The 16,939-nt window shown below is 60.0% G+C and carries 20 protein-coding genes; 13 read left to right on the top strand and 7 right to left on the bottom strand.

From position 1 onward, the window contains the following. The first annotated feature begins 4 nt into the window (after window positions 1-4). From FJQ55_RS00310 to deoA, 6 genes are read left to right on the top strand one after another with little or no spacing between them, the layout of a single operon-like run. Window positions 5-1,108, top strand: coding sequence for an ABC transporter permease (locus FJQ55_RS00310; protein WP_140825764.1), 1,104 nt, complete (start codon window positions 5-7; stop codon window positions 1,106-1,108). A gap of 9 nt (window positions 1,109-1,117) precedes the next feature. Continuing rightward, complete coding sequence (locus FJQ55_RS00305; RefSeq protein ID WP_140825763.1) at window positions 1,118-2,089, top strand: ABC transporter permease; 972 nt, start codon at window positions 1,118-1,120, stop codon at window positions 2,087-2,089. A 3-nt stretch (window positions 2,090-2,092) separates the two neighbouring features. Further along, window positions 2,093-2,485, top strand: a complete 393-nt coding sequence (locus tag FJQ55_RS00300) for a cytidine deaminase (RefSeq protein ID WP_140825762.1) — start codon at window positions 2,093-2,095, stop codon at window positions 2,483-2,485. Continuing rightward, on the top strand, window positions 2,482-3,288 hold the full coding sequence (locus FJQ55_RS00295; RefSeq protein WP_140825761.1) for a purine-nucleoside phosphorylase: 807 nt from the start codon (window positions 2,482-2,484) through the stop codon (window positions 3,286-3,288). The genes FJQ55_RS00300 and FJQ55_RS00295 overlap by 4 nt, the downstream gene beginning before the upstream one ends. Next, window positions 3,281-4,051, top strand: a complete 771-nt coding sequence (gene deoC, locus FJQ55_RS00290; protein ID WP_140825760.1) for a deoxyribose-phosphate aldolase — start codon at window positions 3,281-3,283, stop codon at window positions 4,049-4,051. Before FJQ55_RS00295 ends, deoC begins: the two co-directional genes overlap by 8 nt. A gap of 2 nt (window positions 4,052-4,053) precedes the next feature. Then, on the top strand, window positions 4,054-5,370 hold the full coding sequence (deoA, locus tag FJQ55_RS00285; protein ID WP_140825759.1) for a thymidine phosphorylase: 1,317 nt from the start codon (window positions 4,054-4,056) through the stop codon (window positions 5,368-5,370). 3 nt (window positions 5,371-5,373) lie between these two features. Here deoA and FJQ55_RS00280 read toward each other — a convergent pair whose 3' ends face one another. The 7 genes from FJQ55_RS00280 to FJQ55_RS00250 form a co-directional block, all read right to left on the bottom strand. Then, a complete protein-coding gene (locus tag FJQ55_RS00280) occupies window positions 5,374-5,886 on the bottom strand; it encodes a TIGR02281 family clan AA aspartic protease (RefSeq protein ID WP_140825758.1) in 513 nt (170 codons plus the stop codon). 124 nt (window positions 5,887-6,010) lie between these two features. Next, complete coding sequence (upp, locus tag FJQ55_RS00275) at window positions 6,011-6,640, bottom strand: uracil phosphoribosyltransferase (protein WP_062277615.1); 630 nt, start codon at window positions 6,638-6,640, stop codon at window positions 6,011-6,013. Between the two features lie 104 nt (window positions 6,641-6,744). Next, window positions 6,745-7,719: an adenosine deaminase gene (locus FJQ55_RS00270; RefSeq protein ID WP_140825757.1), complete on the bottom strand. Its 975-nt coding sequence runs from the start codon at window positions 7,717-7,719 to the stop codon at window positions 6,745-6,747. Further along, a complete protein-coding gene (locus FJQ55_RS00265; protein WP_140825756.1) occupies window positions 7,716-8,936 on the bottom strand; it encodes a phosphopentomutase in 1,221 nt (406 codons plus the stop codon). The genes FJQ55_RS00270 and FJQ55_RS00265 overlap by 4 nt, the downstream gene beginning before the upstream one ends. Window positions 8,937-9,025: 89 nt before the next feature. Beyond that, window positions 9,026-9,643: a TadE/TadG family type IV pilus assembly protein gene (locus FJQ55_RS00260; RefSeq protein ID WP_140825755.1), complete on the bottom strand. Its 618-nt coding sequence runs from the start codon at window positions 9,641-9,643 to the stop codon at window positions 9,026-9,028. Next, window positions 9,640-10,230 (bottom strand): TadE/TadG family type IV pilus assembly protein, encoded by a 591-nt coding sequence (locus tag FJQ55_RS00255; RefSeq protein ID WP_246085107.1) that lies wholly within the window; start codon window positions 10,228-10,230, stop codon window positions 9,640-9,642. Before FJQ55_RS00255 ends, FJQ55_RS00260 begins: the two co-directional genes overlap by 4 nt. Before the next feature lie 154 nt (window positions 10,231-10,384). Beyond that, window positions 10,385-10,732 (bottom strand): pilus assembly protein N-terminal domain-containing protein, encoded by a 348-nt coding sequence (locus FJQ55_RS00250; protein WP_246085106.1) that lies wholly within the window; start codon window positions 10,730-10,732, stop codon window positions 10,385-10,387. Between the two features lie 532 nt (window positions 10,733-11,264). On the opposite strand from FJQ55_RS00250, the gene FJQ55_RS00245 reads away from it, so the two are divergent. The 7 genes from FJQ55_RS00245 (at window position 11,265) to FJQ55_RS00215 (ending at window position 16,913) form a co-directional block, all read left to right on the top strand. Continuing rightward, window positions 11,265-11,438, top strand: coding sequence for a Flp family type IVb pilin (locus tag FJQ55_RS00245; protein WP_140825752.1), 174 nt, complete (start codon window positions 11,265-11,267; stop codon window positions 11,436-11,438). Between the two features lie 88 nt (window positions 11,439-11,526). Then, entirely contained in the window at window positions 11,527-11,700 is a 174-nt protein-coding gene (locus tag FJQ55_RS00240; protein ID WP_140825751.1) for a Flp family type IVb pilin, read from the top strand. A gap of 136 nt (window positions 11,701-11,836) precedes the next feature. Next, the gene (locus FJQ55_RS00235; RefSeq protein ID WP_140828999.1) at window positions 11,837-12,349 is read left to right on the top strand and encodes an A24 family peptidase; all 513 of its coding nucleotides are present in this window, start codon (window positions 11,837-11,839) and stop codon (window positions 12,347-12,349) included. 112 nt (window positions 12,350-12,461) lie between these two features. Then, window positions 12,462-13,280: a Flp pilus assembly protein CpaB gene (gene cpaB / locus FJQ55_RS00230; protein WP_062277638.1), complete on the top strand. Its 819-nt coding sequence runs from the start codon at window positions 12,462-12,464 to the stop codon at window positions 13,278-13,280. A gap of 13 nt (window positions 13,281-13,293) precedes the next feature. Then, entirely contained in the window at window positions 13,294-14,847 is a 1,554-nt protein-coding gene (locus tag FJQ55_RS00225; protein WP_140825750.1) for a type II and III secretion system protein family protein, read from the top strand. Window positions 14,848-14,866: 19 nt separating this feature from the next. Continuing rightward, window positions 14,867-15,589: a CpaD family pilus assembly protein gene (locus FJQ55_RS00220; protein ID WP_140825749.1), complete on the top strand. Its 723-nt coding sequence runs from the start codon at window positions 14,867-14,869 to the stop codon at window positions 15,587-15,589. A gap of 34 nt (window positions 15,590-15,623) precedes the next feature. After that, window positions 15,624-16,913: a CpaE/TadZ family protein gene (locus FJQ55_RS00215; protein WP_140825748.1), complete on the top strand. Its 1,290-nt coding sequence runs from the start codon at window positions 15,624-15,626 to the stop codon at window positions 16,911-16,913. The last annotated feature ends 26 nt before the right edge of the window (window positions 16,914-16,939 follow it).

Here is a 16,939-nt window from a genome sequence, read left to right as displayed (position 1 = left end):
TTCGATGAGCACTGCATCCGTACCCCTTCCCAACTGGATCAATTATGCGCTGCTGCCGCTGATCAACCTCACGCTCGCCTTCCTGGTCTCGGGCCTCGTGGTCTGGATCATCGGGGAAAACCCGTGGGAGGCGCTGCAACTGATGCTGCAGGGCGCGCTCGGGCGCGGCGAAGGCATCGGCTTTACGCTGTTCTACGCGACGAACTTCATCTTCACCGGGCTTTCGGTGGCGGTCGCCTATCATGCCGGGCTGTTCAACATCGGCTCCGAGGGCCAAGCCTATGTGGGCGGCCTGGGTGCTGCACTTGCCGCTCTGGCGTTGGACCACTACGTACCCTGGTATGTGACGATGCCGTTCGCGGTCCTCGGCGCTGCTCTCTTCGGCGCGGCCTGGGCGCTGATTCCGGCGCTTCTACAGGCAAAGCGCGGCAGCCATATCGTCATCACCACAATCATGTTCAACTTCATCGGCGCGGCGCTGATGGTTTACCTGCTGGTCAACGTTTTCATCGTTCCAGGCAAGATGGCGCCTGAAACCCGCACCTTCCTTGAAGGCGGTCAACTGCCGAAGCTCGACTGGCTGATTGCCATGTTCGGCGGCAAACTCGGCCCTGCCCCGTTCAACGTGTCATTCCTCATTGCACTCGTGATGTGCGTGGTGGTGTGGGTGTTGATCTGGCGGACAAAACTCGGCTTTGAGATGCGGACCATGGGTCTCAGCCGCTCGGCCGCCGATTATGCCGGCATTTCCTATACGAGAATCGTTGTTATCACGATGCTGATCTCCGGCGGTCTCGCCGGCATGATGGCGCTCAACCCGGTGCTTGGCGCTTCTGCACGTCTGCAGGTGGAATTCGTCGGTGGCGCTGGCTTTGTCGGCATCGCCGTCTCTCTGATGGGGCGCAACCATCCGCTCGGCATCATCATTGCCGCCATCCTGTTCGGGGTGCTTTATCAGGGCGGGGCGGAGCTTTCCTTCGACATGCCGAACATCACCCGCGACATGATCGTCGTCATCCAGGGTCTCGTCATCCTGTTTGCCGGCGCGCTCGAATTTATGTGCCGGCCGATGATTGTCCGCGCCTACCAAACTTTCGTGAAGGGTTGAGGATCAAACATGGATAGCTTCGACATCCTCATCAGCATTCTTGGATCGACCATCCGCCTGTCGATCCCGCTGATTTTCACGGCACTGGCAGGTCTCTTTTCGGAACGCGCCGGCATTTTCGATATCGGGCTTGAGGGTAAGATGTTAGCTGCCGCATTCGCGGCTGCCTGCACGGCGCATCTGACCGGCTCTGCCTGGGCCGGTCTCTGCGCCGGTCTCGGGATTTCGCTCTTCTTCTCGCTGATCCACGGTTTTGCCTCGATCACCAATCGCGGCAACCAGATCATTTCGGGGGTGGCGCTCAATTTCGTGGCCGCCGGCCTGACAGTCGTGCTCGGCCAAGCGTGGTTCGGCCAGGGCGGCCGCACGCCCCAGGTGACCAATGACGGGCGCTTTGCGCCGATCATCCTGCCGGGAGCCGACGCGATGCGTGACGTACCCTTCATCGGGCCGATCTATGCAAATGTGATTTCCGGCAACAACATCCTCACCTATATCGCTTTCCTCGCCGTGCCGCTGTCCTGGTGGGTGCTCTACCGGACGCGTTTCGGTCTGCGGCTGCGCGCCGTCGGCGAAAATCCGGGCGCCGTCGATACGGCGGGCATCTCGGTGACCTTTCTGCGTTACCGTGCCGTTCTGGTAGCCGGCTTCCTCTGCGGTTTCTCCGGCACCTATTTGGCGATCGCGCAGTCGGCGGCCTTCATCAAGGACATGTCGGCGGGCAAGGGCTATATCGCGCTTGCGGCGCTCATCTTCGCCAAATGGAAGCCGGTGCCGGTGATGTTCGCCTGCCTGCTGTTCGGTTTCCTCGACGCGCTCGCGAACTTCATGCAGGGCAAGGCCGTACCCGGGATCGGCGAGGTGCCGGTACAGATTTTCCAGGCTCTGCCCTATATCCTGACTTGTATTCTGCTGGCGGGATTCATCGGTGCTGCCAACCCGCCGAAGGCCGGTGGCGTACCCTATACCAAGGAGCGTTGATCCATGGCTCACGATCTGTTCGAGGCCGCACGCGGCGCGATGGCATTCGCCCACGCGCCCTATTCCAAGTTCCCCGTGGGAGCTGCGATCCGGGCCGATGACGGCAAGATCTATACGGGCGCCAACATCGAGAACCTCTCCTTCCCGCAGGGATGGTGTGCCGAGCCCACGGCGATCGGTTGCATGATCATGGGCGGCGGCAAGAAGATCGTCGAGATGGCCGTCATTGCCGAGAAGCTCGCGCTCTGCCCGCCTTGCGGCGGCTGCCGCCAGAAGATCTCCGAATTCGCATCCGCAGACACGAAGATCTACCTCTGCGACGAGGTGGGCGTGCAGAAGACCATGACCATGGACGAACTTCTGCCGCTGAGTTTCAAGACGGACGTGATTGGATGAAGCCCGCCGTCGATCTTCTCGTCGAGCGGCTGAACGGTCTCGTTCCCCGTCACGGCATCGTCCTGGGTTCGGGATTGGGTTCACTGGTGAACGAGGTTCGAGATGCGGTTCGTGTCCCCTATTCCGAGCTGCCCGGCTTTCCCTTGAGTGCCGTATCGGGTCATGCTGGCGAGCTTGTCGCCGGCATGCTGGGGAAAACGCCGGTCATCATGCTCGCCGGTCGCGTGCATTATTACGAGCACGGCGATCCGACGGCGATGCGGATTCCCATCGAAGTGCTGATGGGGCTGGGGGTCACGACGCTGATACTGACCAATGCGGCGGGGTCTCTGCGCGAGGATATGCCGCCGGGTTCGGTCATGCAGATCACCGACCACATCAATTTCTCCGGCAAGAACCCGCTGATCGGCGAGCCAAGCGACGCACGCTTCGTCGGCATGACTTCGGCCTATGACGCGCAGCTGCAGGCTGCCATGCGCGAAGCCGCAGCCGCAGAAGAAGTCCCGCTCTCTCACGGTGTCTATATGTGGTTCTCCGGCCCGAGCTTCGAGACACCGGCAGAGATCCGCATGGCGCGGGTGCTGGGGGCGGATGCTGTCGGCATGTCGACCGTACCGGAAGTCATTCTCGCCCGCTTTTTCGGCCTGAGGGTTGCGGCAGCCTCCGTGATCACCAATTATGGAGCCGGCATGACCGGTGGCGAACTGAGCCACGAAGAAACCAAAGACATGGCGCCGATCGGCGGCGAACGTCTGGCCCGCATCCTCAAGCGGATGATCGGCGGAGGTAACGATATTGGATAACCAGGAACTGCGCGCGGTTGCGACCAAGGCGCTGTCGCTTCTCGACCTCACCAACCTGAAGGATGATTGCACGCCGGAGCAGATCGTTTCGCTCTGCGGCAAGGCCCAGACCGCTTATGGCCCCACGGCCGCGATCTGCATCTGGCCACGCTTCGTGATGCAGGCGCGCACGCTGCTTGGGCCGGACAGTCCGATCCGCATCGCGACCGTGGTCAACTTTCCCTCTGGCGCAATGAAGATCGAGGATGTGCTGGCGGAGACGCGCGACGCTGTTGCCGACGGCGCCGACGATATCGACCTTGTCATTCCGTACCGTGCCTTGGCTTCCGGTGATGAGAAGGCTGTGACGGACATGGTAACTGCCGTGAAGGCAGCCTGCGGCAATGCTATCCTGAAGACGATCCTGGAAACCGGCGAACTCAAGGATGTGGCTCTTATCCGGAAGGCATCCGACCTTGCCATCGCGGCCGGTGCGGATTTCGTCAAGACTTCGACCGGCAAGGTCGGCGTCAATGCCACGCTGGAGGCGGCAGACATCATGCTGCAATCGATCCGTGACAGCCGCAAGAGGGTCGGCTTCAAGCCCGCCGGGGGTATCTCGACGGTCGCCGACGCCGGACTTTACCTGCGGCTTGCCGATACGATCATGGGCGAGGACTGGGTGATCCCGTCCACCTTTCGTTTTGGAGCTTCGGGGCTGCTGGACGACATCTTGGCCGTTCTTTCAGGCGAGCGGTCGACCGCCGCAGCCTCAGGATACTGATCATGTTGCCGCAGGAGATCATTCGACGAAAGCGGGATGGTGGAGTGCTGTCGGCCGCCGAAATTTCCGGCTTTATCGAGGGGCTCTCCAACGAAACGATTTCCGAAGGACAAGTGGCGGCATTCGCCATGGCGGTTTTCTTTCAGGGCATGACGCCTGAGGAGATCGTGGCGCTGACCCTTGCGATGCGCGATTCTGGTGACGTCCTGTCTTGGTCTGGTGTCGGCAGGCCGATTGCGGACAAACATTCGACCGGCGGCGTCGGCGACAACGTCTCACTGATGCTGGCCCCGATCGTGGCCGCCTGCGGGCTTGCTGTCCCGATGATATCGGGTCGGGGTCTTGGCCATACCGGCGGTACGCTGGATAAGCTGCAGTCGATCCCGGGCTATGACGTGATGCCTGATAATGCCATCTTCCGCCGGACGGTCGATCGCGCCGGCTGCGCCATCATCGGCCAGACCGGTGACCTGGCACCAGCGGACAAACGGCTCTACGCGATCCGCGACGTGACGGCGACGGTTGAATCCATTCCGCTGATCACGGCCTCCATCCTGTCGAAGAAACTGGCGGCAGGGCTCGATAGCCTAGTGCTCGACGTCAAATTCGGCAATGGCGCGTTCATGGCCAAGGCAGAGGATGCCGAAGCGCTCGCCCGCTCGCTTGTGCGCGTGGCAAATGGTGCTGGTGTCCGAACAACCGCGCTGCTGACCGACATGAATGAACCGCTGGCTGATTGTGCCGGGAACGCCATTGAGGTGCAGAACGCGGTCGATTTCCTCAAGGGTCTCAAGACCGGCACGCGGCTGGAACAGGTGACGCTCGCCTTCGGCGCGGAGATGCTGATCAATGCCGGCGTGGAGATGGACAAGACGGTGGCGCTTGCCCGTTGCGTCGAAGCTCTCGGCTCCGGCCATGCAGCGGACATTTTCGGGAAAATGGTACACGAGCTGGGTGGCCCCTCCGACTTCATGGAGAGGGCAGATCACTATCTGCCACGAGCCAAGGTCGAGGTCGCTGTAGAGGCGCCCGAAAACGGCTATCTTTCCGCCTGCGACACGCGCGCACTGGGGCTTGCCGTGGTAACACTGGGTGGTGGCCGGCAGCGGCCGAGCGACAGCATCGATCACCGCGTGGGTCTATCCGGCTTCAAGCCGCTTGGCACCCCCATTGTGAAGGGCGAGCCGATCGCCTTCGTCCAGGCCAACGACCTCACCGCAGCACAAGAGGCTGCGAAGACGGTTCTGGCAAGCTATCGGATTACAAGCGAAAAGCCCGCAGTAACGCCGGTCATAGGCCTGCGCATCAGCGCGGAATGAAGCCTATTGCACAAGCCGCATGACGCGCTGGTCGGCGGAATAGGACTTGAGCTTTTGCAGGAAGCTCATGCCGATCAGCGTCGAGGACAGCGCCTCGTCCTTCAGCACGAAGGCGTCTACATCGCGCACCCGAATGCTGCCAACCTCAATACGGTCGAGGACGACATGCGCCGCCTTGATCGAGCCATTGGCCGTGTTTACGTCGTAGCGGAAGTCGAGCGCAGCGGGGCTGATACCAAGCCGCCTTGCAGTCGAGACATTGATCGCAACCAGTGAGGCTCCTGTATCGATCATGGCCTGGATCGGTTTGCCGTTCATCTTGAAAGTTCCGGCATAGTGCCCGCCCGGCGCCATTGTCAGCACGGTCTGGCCCGAGCCCGTGGATACGGGTTTGGCTGCCGTTTCGTCCGAGGGCTCCTCCTTATGCAGCAGGGCTTCGACCTTTTGCGCAATCGTCGGCCACTGGCTGGCCGACAAAGCGAGCATCAAGACGGTGAACAGCGTGCGGGCGAACATCGGCGCTCCTCGATTGGATTGCGTAAAGCTTAGCAGTTGCGCTTTGCCAATCGGATAGCGGACGTGCGAAAACGGCCCGAAACCGGGGTTTCGAGCCGTCAAAGCTTGCGATCTGGTTAAGAAATCACTTCGTTCCGTACATCCGGTCGCCTGCATCGCCGAGGCCGGGCATGATGTAGCCCTTCTCGTTGAGGTGACTGTCGATCGAGGCGGTGAAGATCGGCACGTCGGGATGGACAGCGTGGAAGTTCTTGATGCCTTCAGGTGCTGCCAGCAGGCAGAGGAAGCGGATGTTCTTTGCGCCGCGTTCCTTGAGCTTGTCGATGGCGGCAATCGAGGAATTCCCGGTGGCAAGCATCGGGTCGACAACGATGATCAGGCGCTCCGACAGAGCTTCGGGTGCCTTGAAATAGTATTCCACGGCCTGCAGCGTTTCGTGATCGCGGTAGACGCCGACATGGGCGACACGGGCTGCCGGAACCAGTTCGAGCATGCCTTCCAACAGGCCGTTACCGGCGCGCAGGATCGAGGCGAAGACCAGCTTCTTGCCCTCGAGGATCGGGGATTGCATCTCGGTCAGCGGCGTCTCGATCGTCTCCATAGTCAGCTCGAGATCGCGCGTCACCTCGTAGCAGAGAAGGGTCGAAATTTCGCGCAGCAGTCGGCGAAAACTGGAGGTCGAGGTTTCCTTGCGGCGCATGATCGTCAGCTTGTGCTGCACGAGAGGGTGGTTGATGACTGTTACGCCGTCCATGGATCGAACCTTCTTTTCTTCTTTGTCTTCGAATGACTCTATTTTCACGTTCTGTGGGAGAGCCGCAAGAGCAGGCGTGGATTTTGCCCGGTCTTCAACAGCGCTCACGTTCCAAGCTTCGCCAGGAGCGCTTGTCGCGTCTTCTCGTCCACGAAGGCTGCCTCAATCGCCGTACGGGTCATGGCGTCGATTTCCGCGTTCGAGAATCCAAACTCCGTTCCCGCCAACTCGTATTCCCGGGCCAGCGAAGTGTGGAAGAAGGGCGGATCGTCGGAATTGATGCAGACGCGGACTCCGGCATCCCGGAGCTTACGCAGGGGGTGGCTCTGGAAATCGGGATAGACCGACAGCGCAATGTTGGATCCAGGGCAGACCTCCAGAACCGTCCCGAGATCAGCGAGGCGGCGAACGAGATCGGCGTCTTCGATGGCGCGCACGCCGTGGCCGATGCGGGCCGGCCTCACGAGATCTAGCGCATCGGCAACACTGAAGGCGCCGCAGACCTCCCCTGCATGGATGGTAAGGCCAAGACCCGCTTCACGGGCGATATCGAAGGCCTTGGCATAGTCCGCCACGCGGCCCATGCGCTCTTCGCCGGCCATGTTGAAGCCGGTGATCAACGGGTTTGTGGTGCGCGCAGCATAGTCGGCAGCGGCGATTACGCTCTCGGGTCCAAAATGGCGCTCGCCTGTCACAAGGATCCGCACCTCGATGCCGGTTATCGCCTTCGCTCTCTCGATACCGGCCGTGATGCCGGCCAAATAGTTGTCGGCACCAAGACCGATGCGATCACCGTGATCTGGCGAAACGATAAGCTCACTGTAAATGGTGCCGACCGATGCCAATTCCCGCAGATAGGTCTCTGTGAGGAGGGCATAATCGTCTTCTGTGCGGAAGAGACTGGCGACCTTGTCATAGGCCTTGATGAACTCGGCAAAGTCGGTCCAGGCGTAGCGGTCTCCGTCCATGAAACTGGCTGGGTCGACGCCGTATTTGCGAGCCTGATTAAGGGTGAGTGCCGGAGGTGCCGCACCCTCGAGGTGACAGTGCAATTCGGCCTTTTTCAGCTGTGTCGTCACAGGAAGCTCCGTCCGTGGCGGCCGGGCGCGATGCCCAGATGCGCAGCAATGGTTTCGCCGATATCGGCATAGGTGTTCCGCAGGCCGATGTTGCGCGAGCGGATGCTCGGCCCGAAACACATGATCGGCACGCGCTCGCGCGTATGGTCCGTGCCGCGCCAGGTCGGATCGCAACCGTGGTCGGCTGTCATCAGCACAATGTCGCCCGGCTTCAGCTTGCGGTGCACCTCAGGAAGGCGGCGATCGAAAGCTTCCAGTGCTGCGGCGTAGCCGGGAACGTCACGACGATGGCCATACAGCATGTCGAAATCGACGAAATTGGTGAAGACAAGGTCGCCGTCTTCCGCCTCATCGATGGCCTTTAGGGTCGCGTCCATAAGGGCGGCATTGCCATTTGCCTTGATCATGCGGGTGATGCCCTGGTGCGCAAAAATGTCCGCGATCTTGCCGACCGCATGCACCTTCCTCCCCCGGTCAACCAGACGATCGAGCAGCGTTGGCTCCGGTGGTAGAACGGAATAGTCGCGCCGGTTGCCGGTGCGCTCAAAGCTGTGCACGGTCTCGCCGATGAAGGGCCGTGCGATGACCCGGCCAATATTCAAGGGATCCAGCAGCTTGCGGACGATCTGGCACAGCGACAGCAGACGCTCCAGGCCAAAGTGCGTTTCGTGGGCCGCGATCTGGAAGACGGAGTCCGACGATGTGTAGCAGATGGGTTTGCCGGTGCGGATATGCTCCTCGCCGAAACGGGCAATGACCTCCGTACCCGATGCATGGCAGTTGCCGAGGATGCCTGGCAGGTTTGCCTCGTGGCAGATGGCTTCGACGAGATCGGGCGGAAAGGCTTCGTCGCCCTCCGGGAAGTAGCCCCAGTCAAACATCACAGGCGTACCGGCAATTTCCCAGTGTCCGGAGGGCGTGTCCTTGCCGTGCGAGACCTCGCTTGCGGCACCATGCAAGCCAAAAACACGCTCCGGCACCGGCATGCCGGCCGGGATGCGCCCTGTCGCCAATTTGGCGGCGCTCAAAAGACCGAGGGCCGACAGGTTGGGAAGCACCAGGGGGCCCTGCCGCAATCCTTTGCGGTCCCCTGCCCCCGCCGCACAAAATTCGGCGATATGGCCAAGCGTATCGGAGCCGTCATCACCATAGGCGGGTGCATCAGACGCACCGCCAATACCGAAGGAATCGAGGACGAAAAGAAATGCGCGTGCCATGCCTTATCCAAGGGCCGGCTCTGGATCTTGATGGCCGGCTTCGATCCGCATCATTAGCCGGTGGGCCCTGGCTTGGCAAATGTGGCCGATCAGCAGTCGCTGCAGGTGATTTCCGTCCCCAGACGCTGGCGGTAGTAGAACTCGCGGTAGAGGGTCAGGCTTTTCTTGCCCCCGCTCACAAGACCCGGCAGGTAGGTCATCAGTTCGTGGGACACACTGAGCTCACTGCGAATAAGGAAGGTATCGGCCACCAGCAAATCAGCCGGAACCGGTGGCGTGGTGCCGACGGCATAGGGTACAACACCCGTAGAGGACCAGGACCAGGCAACCTTGGGAGCCTTGGTGCTGTCGATCTTGATGGCGGTCACCTTGATCAGAAGATTGTTGGTCGGATAGGGCACGAAGATCGCCTTGGCGACGTCCGGCATGGTGACCAGAAAGGACTTGGTGACCTTTTCCTCACGAGCAACGATATCGGCGACGGCGCTGCTCGCCATCGACGTCTTCTTCGCCACACTGAAGCCCATGGTGAGCTCAAAGGACATCAGATAAAGGACGAGAAGCATTGGCGCGACGAGGGCGAATTCGACGCCACCGACGCCCTGCTTGTCGAGCAGAATGTCTCGCAGACGGAGGAAGACACCGGTGTATCGATCGGGTACTCTGGACGCTTTGTGCCGCAGACGTTCGAGAGGAACCTGGATCATGGATATTTCTCGTTCTTGAATGCGGTCGTCGCCACAATCAGGAAGTCGCTCGGCATGGACCCGTCGGCAGGCCGGATGGTGGTGATGTAAGGACGCACGAGATCCGTAATCACCTGCCAACGGTAGTAGGCGCGCAACATGTTGATCGTTTCCGGGCCACCGGGCGTAAAAGCGAACGTCGCAGGGTTGATGTCGGAATAGGTCGCCGTCGTCATCCGCGGAATTGTCGTCGGGATCGCGGCGAAGGTCGAGAACGTGCGGGCGTCAATGTAGAGCTTGGCCGCAGTTGTAACTTCCGTTGCCGAACAGGTGATGAGGATCTTGACCTCGTCGCAGAAGAGCTGCCGGAATTGCTCCTTTGTCTTGTCCGTCGAGCGGTTGAGACCATAGGTGATCTGCCCTGTCCGGATTTGGCGCCCCAGCGTGTTTACCGCGTTGGTCACGAGTTGCTCGGCGGCAAACGCGATGAATGTTTCAAGAATAGCAAAGATGATCATGAAGTAGGGGATCGAGAGGATCGCGAATTCGATCGCAGCAGATCCCTCACGCGAACGCGCCAACCGCTTCCAGATGCGACCTGTCCGCATCTTGGGTGATTTCGCATCATGCTGATGGTTTCTTCGGCTGTTCATAGCCCCGCCCGCTCCGGATGTTGGAGCAGAGGCTAAGCGCCAAGTATTGATTTTCCGTTTCCGAACTCTTTAGACTTGCGCCAGCCCCGGAAAGTCGGATGAGGGATTTTTATTGAGACGTGCCGGTCTTGGCGTGTTCTTCGCAGTTAGGTGTGCAGGACAGCACTGTTCTATCCGTGGCTTTATAGACCCGGACTGTATTGGACTCGTCAATCGATACGAGAATGCGCTCGTCGACGATTGCGTTTCCGTCTGCATCAAGCAAGACGAGGTTCGTCGTGCCGTAAGCGCGGCCCGTGAGAACGATCGTCTTTGAATCCGCAACGGTCGCGTCGGCAACTTCAGAATTTCCGACGATCACTTTGCTGACCGGCCGATCAAGCTTCAGGATGCGCGCGCTATTCATATAGACGCGCAGAACATCATCCGCGGCGGCAGCCGGAGCGGACACGACCATAGCTGTCAGCAGGGCCACGACTGCGGCCAAGGCCGTGAAACGACGATCGAACTTGGACATGCCTTACATTCCGCGCGTGAGGGACTTCTTTCGAGTATGGAATGCCTTGGTGAACGAAGGATTAATCGCAAGCACCAAGCACTTCCAGGGCGGGAGGCATGACGCTCTTTTGAGCCTGCGCACCGCCCTGCGTCGGCTCTGCTTCAATTCGGCACACATCCTAAGGCTTTCCTCCTGGAGTGGGACCGAGACCCAATCTGCCAAGCGCTTGCTTTCCGGGGGCGTCGAGCGCCTCTGGAAATGACAATTTGCAGCTTTTTAGGCTTCATCGAAGGCGGTCTGACCGAACTAGGCTGCATTTGAACCATCGGGCCGATGGTTCATTTACCAAGCTTCTCGCAAAGCGCTGTTCACGGCGTGGTAACCGTCTTTCTTAAGCCGATGGCAACAGGGTGGATTTAGGTTGAGGTCATCCGAGCAACGGAAACAGTTGCCGGCAGTGCTGATCAACCTCGCGGAGTAGGAGACTACCATGACCAATCTTTTCGCACGCTTCATCAAGGATGAATCCGGTGCAACCGCAATCGAGTACGGCCTGATCGCCGCCCTGATTTCCGTTGCCCTCATCACCGGCGCAACCACGCTCGGCAGCAAGCTCAACACCCAGTTCAACAATCTCGCAGGCAAGCTCAACTACGCTGGTTGATCTCCGGGGAGCCTGGAGGTTCTCGTCGGTCACGTCGGCTTAGCCAGGTGTCTCGACCGGATCAATCGCGTAAATTTTGGAGACAGATATGAAATCCATTATTGCTCGTTTCGTGAGAGACGAATCCGGGGCTACCGCCATCGAGTATGGCCTGATCGCCGCCTTGATCTCCGTGGCTCTCATCACAGGTGCGACGACCCTCGGCAGCGCCCTGAACACGCAGTTCAACACCCTGGCAGGCAAGCTCAACTATTCGGGCTGATCGCTGGTTGGATGCATATGCAAAGCCGTCTCGCGCTGCGAGGCGGCTTTGCCGTTTTTAGACGTCCGAGTTGGCGGCGGCTTTGCCAAATATTCACCTCTCGGCCTTAGGATCGTGGCGGATCAAGGATAAAGCCATGTATGTGTCCATCATCTTCATCATTCCGCCGATCTGCCTCGTCCTGGCGGCGCTGACCGATTTTCTTGAAATGACGATCCCGAACCGGATCCCGGTAATCCTGTTCTGCACATTTCTGGCCATTGCCCCATTCAGTGGGCTCGGCATCGTCGAGTTCGGCTGGCATATGGCGGCTGCCGCTGCGGTCTTTGCAGTCTGCTTTGGTCTCTTCGCGTTCAATGTAATGGGCGGCGGTGACGCGAAATTGCTGTCTGCTGCGGCCGTCTGGTTCGGCTTCAATCACTCGCTGTTCGATTTTCTCGCCTATACCGGCTTTCTCGGCGGGATTCTCACCGTCATGGTGATTGCAATTCGGGCAAACTGGGAGGTGTTCGCCACTATCGGCGTGAAATTTCCCAAGACCCTGATGGTGGCGAACAAGATCCCTTATGCCATCGCGATCGGCGCTGCCGGCCTCATGGCGTATCCCCAGTCGCCATTGATGATTTCCGCCATGGCGAGTATGCGCTGACGCCGAAAGAAACCTTACGTTAACTACAAAAGTAAGCGGCTTATTAACCATAAGTACACCAATTCCTGATCAATCTTGGCGATAGCACTGCTGCCTCGTCCAAGGATCGATCATGAAACCCGCCCGCCTTATCATACTTGCAGTCGCCGTCGTGGCAGCCGGTATGGCCGGCCTTCTGGCCATGCGCCTGACTGGCAACCAGACCGTGGTCGTGCAGCAAGACCCGACCGTGGAAAAGCAGCAGACGGTCGACGTCCTCGTTTCCGCCAAAAACCTGCCCGTGGGCGCACGCCTGGATGACAGCGCCATGCGCTGGATGCCCTGGCCGGCCGATAGCGTCGTTGACGGCTTCATTACCTCATCGACCCGCGCCGATGCCATGACCGAGCTGAAGGGTGCCGTCGTGCGCCTGCCGCTTTTCGAAGGCGAGCCGCTGCGCCGCGAGAAGATCGCCGATTCGTCCTCCCGTATCCTGTCCGCCCTGCTGCCCTCCGGAAAACGCGCTGTCTCTACGGAAATCTCGGTCGCAACCGGTGCCGGCGGCTTCATTCTGCCCAACGACCGCGTCGACGTCATCATGGTGCGCAAGGGCGACGAAAACAATTTTCTGACGGAAACCGTGTTGTCCAATGTTCGCGTGCTCGCGGTCGACCAGCAAATCGAAGAGGCGCCTGATGGGTCAAAGTCTGTCATTGGCACCACGGCTACGCTTGAGTTGACGCCGGACCAGACCAAGGTGATCGCGGTTGCACAGCAGATGGCAGATCGTCTGTCGCTGGCGCTGCGCTCAGTCGCTGATGCCCAGGAAGAGGACACGAGTGCGGCCGACTACCTTCTGAGCGGCGGCGATGGCCAGCCGACGATCCAGGTCATCAAATCCGGCGAACTCGTGAAATCATCCGACTCAACCGCCGCCAATTCCATGAAGTGAGTGGGGACCCACTGTGAGAAACCTGACGAATAAACTTCGTGTATCCCTGACCGGCGGATTGGCCTTGGCAATGGCCGTCTCGGGCGTTCCGGCGCCCCTAAACTTCCACCTCTTGGATGCCCCATTGGCCGAGGCCGCTCAAGAGAGCGTTCTCCGGATTACCGATTCCGGTCCGGGCAAGCGTCGTACCGTAAAGCTCGGGCTGAACAAGGCGCTCGTTGTCGACCTGCCTGCAGACGCCCACGATATCCTGGTTGCGGATCCGAGCATGGCGGACGCCGTTACCCGGTCGTCACGGCGCATCTACCTGTTCGGCAAAACGGTCGGCCAGACCAATATCTTCATCTTTGGAGATGATGGCCAGGAGATCGTCAGCCTGGACATCGAAATCGAACGCGATATTGCCGGCCTGGAAGCCAATCTGCGGCGCTTTATACCCGAGTCGGACATCAAGGTGGAGATCGTCTCCGACAACATCGTGCTGACCGGCACTGTGCGAACACCACAGGATGCCGCGCGCGCTCAGAGCCTTGCCAAAGCCTTCCTGCAGGGCGGCGAAGCAACCACTCGCAACACAACGGCATCCAGCAGTGAAGATGGCGGCGATGTCGCGATCTACGCGGAAGAGCGCCAGACGTCCCAGATCGTCAATCTGCTTCAAATCGAGGGCGAGGATCAGGTAACGCTGAAGGTCACCGTGGCAGAGGTAAGCCGTCAGGTCCTGAAGCAGCTCGGTTTCTCAGGAAGCATTTCGGACGGGACCAGCGGCATCAGCTATGCGAACCCTTCGAACCTGGGCAATGCTATCGATCCGACAGGGACGGCCTCGATTTCCAGTTCGATCGGCAATATCGGCATCAACGCCTATGTCAATGCGATGGAGCAAGCCGGCGTCATGCGGACGCTGGCAGAGCCGAGCCTCACTGCAATTTCCGGCGAACCGGCAAAATTCTATGTCGGCGGCGAATATCGTCTAGCGGCAGAGCAGGAAATCGATGTCGAGGACGGCCAGGCGACGCTCAGCCGCACGACCAATTCGGTCGACTATGGGATCGAGTTGAACTTCCGACCCGTCGTTCTGGCGCCTGGCCGCATCAGCCTGAAGATTGAGACCAATGTTTCCGAGCCGACCTGGGAAGGCAGTGCGGTGACCGGCAATACGGCGCCCAGTATTCCAGGTTCAACCTATATGTCGATCCGCAAGCGCGAGGCTTCGACAACAGTCGAACTGCCTTCGGGTGGTTCGATCGTCATCGCCGGTCTCGTGCAGGACAATATTCGCCAGGCGATGAGCGGTTTGCCCGGGATCTCCAAGGTTCCAATTCTAGGCGCCCTCTTCCGCAGCAGGGACTTCCAGCGCAACGAAACCGAACTCGTCATCATCGCAACGCCCTATCTGGTGCGCCCTGTCGCCCGCAGCGCCTTGTCGCGGCCCGACGACAATTTCAATCCCGAGGGAGATGGCGCGACCTTTTTCCTGAACAAGGTCAACAAGGTCTATGGCCGCCGCGAGGCCAGTGCTCCGGCTGGCCAATACCATGGCGCCGTCGGGTTCATCTACAAGTGAGCGAGGTTTGAAGACAGACATGAAGACCAAAACGCTCCATTCCAGGGAAAGCCAGAAAGCCATGCCCTCGACCACCAGCCCTCTTCATCGCCTCGTTCTGGCGGCTGTCATTCTCGGCACGACGTCCGTCCTTGCCGGCTGCGGCAACATGAACAAGGACCGGATGTCGACTTCCGCCATTCCCGATGACTACCGCACGCGCCATCCGATCATGCTGAGCGAAGTCGAACATACGCTCGATGTGCCGATCGCCAGCGGTGACCGTAAACTCACCAACGGCCTGCGCGATTCGATCGGCGGGTTCGCGAACGAATACCTGTCTTCCTCCTCTGGGACGATCCAGATCATGCTGCCGCAGGGCTCGGCCAATTCAGGGGCGGCATCGGTCCTGCGCAAACAGATCCGCGATGTGCTCACGACGCGTGGCGTCAAGGCCAACAGGATCATCGAAACGACCTACCAGGCCCAGGCGAGCGGTGACTCTGCCCCTCTGCGCCTCAGCTATGTGTCGATGACGGCAATGACCAATCCATGCGGTGAGTGGCCAGAGGATCTGACCAACGACACCTCCGCCAACAAGAATTACGAGAACTTCGGCTGCGCCGCGCAGAGCAATCTCGCAGCCCAGATCGCCAATCCGATGGATCTGATGACACCGCGGGCCATGGCGCCGATCGATGCCACTCGCCGGTCGACCGTCATCGGTCTTTACCGCGAAGGCGCCGATACTTCGACCGAGTGATGAACAACGCGTCCCTCACGGACAGGAAAGCAGTATGAACGCGATCGACTACGAATTCGAGGACGGAGCCCAGAGCGCCCAGGCCCCCAGCGACAAATCTGTCGCCGGCGATGTCGAGGCTCTTCGCCCGCTGCCCCGCATCTCGGTTCACGCCTTCTGCATCAGCGACGGCGTTCACCACGTCATGCAGCAATGTGGCGGAGATCGCCGGATGGCGCGCGTGAGCCTGCGGGTAACGCGCGGCAATATCGCGGCGGCCGCGACTATGTTCGCCTCGACGCCGACACCGAACCTGATCATCCTTGAAACCGAGGCGGGGCCTCGCGAACTGCTGGCCGAACTCGCGCCTCTGGCCGAAGTTTGCGACCCGTCTTCGCGCGTTATCGTCGTTGGACGTCATAACGACATCTCGCTTTACCGTGAACTTATCCGCAGCGGCATCTCCGAATACATCGTGTCGCCTTTCTCGATGGCCGAGATCATGGGTGCCATCGCTTCAATCTTCGTTGATCCTGAGGCCGAGCCTCTGGGGCGCAGCATCGCGTTCATCGGGGCCAAGGGCGGCGTGGGCTCCTCGACCATCGCACACAACTGCGCATTTGGTATCTCCACCCTGTTTTCGACGGAAACCGTGCTGGCCGATCTGGATCTGCCCTTCGGCACTGCCAACATCGACTTCGACCAGGATCCGGCTCAAGGCATGGCGGAAGCGGTGTTTTCGCCCGAGCGTCTGGATGAGGTGTTTCTGGATCGCCTGCTGACGAATTGCGGCCAGAACCTCTCGCTGCTGGCAGCTCCTTCACTGCTCGATCGCGGTTACGATTATGAGCGCGGCGCCTTTCAGCCGATCCTCGACCTTCTGCAACGGAGTGCGCCGGTCAGTGTGCTCGACCTCCCCCACACCTGGGCCGACTGGACGCGAGCTGTGCTGTCGGATGTCGACGAGGTGGTGATCACTTGCGCTCCTGATCTCGCCAATCTGCGCAACATGAAAAACATGCTGGACGCGCTGAAGAAGCTGCGGCCCAACGACAAGCCACCGCATCTGGTTCTCAATCAGGTCGGAATGCCCAAGCGGCCGGAGATTGCTCCGCAGGACTTCTTCGAGCCGCTCGAACTTGAGCCAGTGGCCATCATTCCGTTCGACGCGCAGCTCTTTGGTACAGCGGCCAATAGCGGCCGGATGATCCCGGAAATGGATGCCAAGTCGCCCACGGCAGAGACGTTCAGCCAGCTTGCCCATCTCGTCACCGGACGCGCAGCGATCAAGAAACCGAAAAAGGCCGGCCTCGGCTCGCTACTTGAAAAGCTCCGGAAGAAGTAGACCTTGAACAGGAACAGGTAGAACTC

The sequence above is a fragment of the Rhizobium glycinendophyticum genome (assembly GCF_006443685.1).
In the GTDB taxonomy this organism is placed as follows: Bacteria; Pseudomonadota; Alphaproteobacteria; order Rhizobiales; family Rhizobiaceae; genus Allorhizobium; species Allorhizobium glycinendophyticum.
Note: the sequence above shows the minus strand (reverse complement) of the source record. Positions and strands in the feature narration are given on the sequence as shown.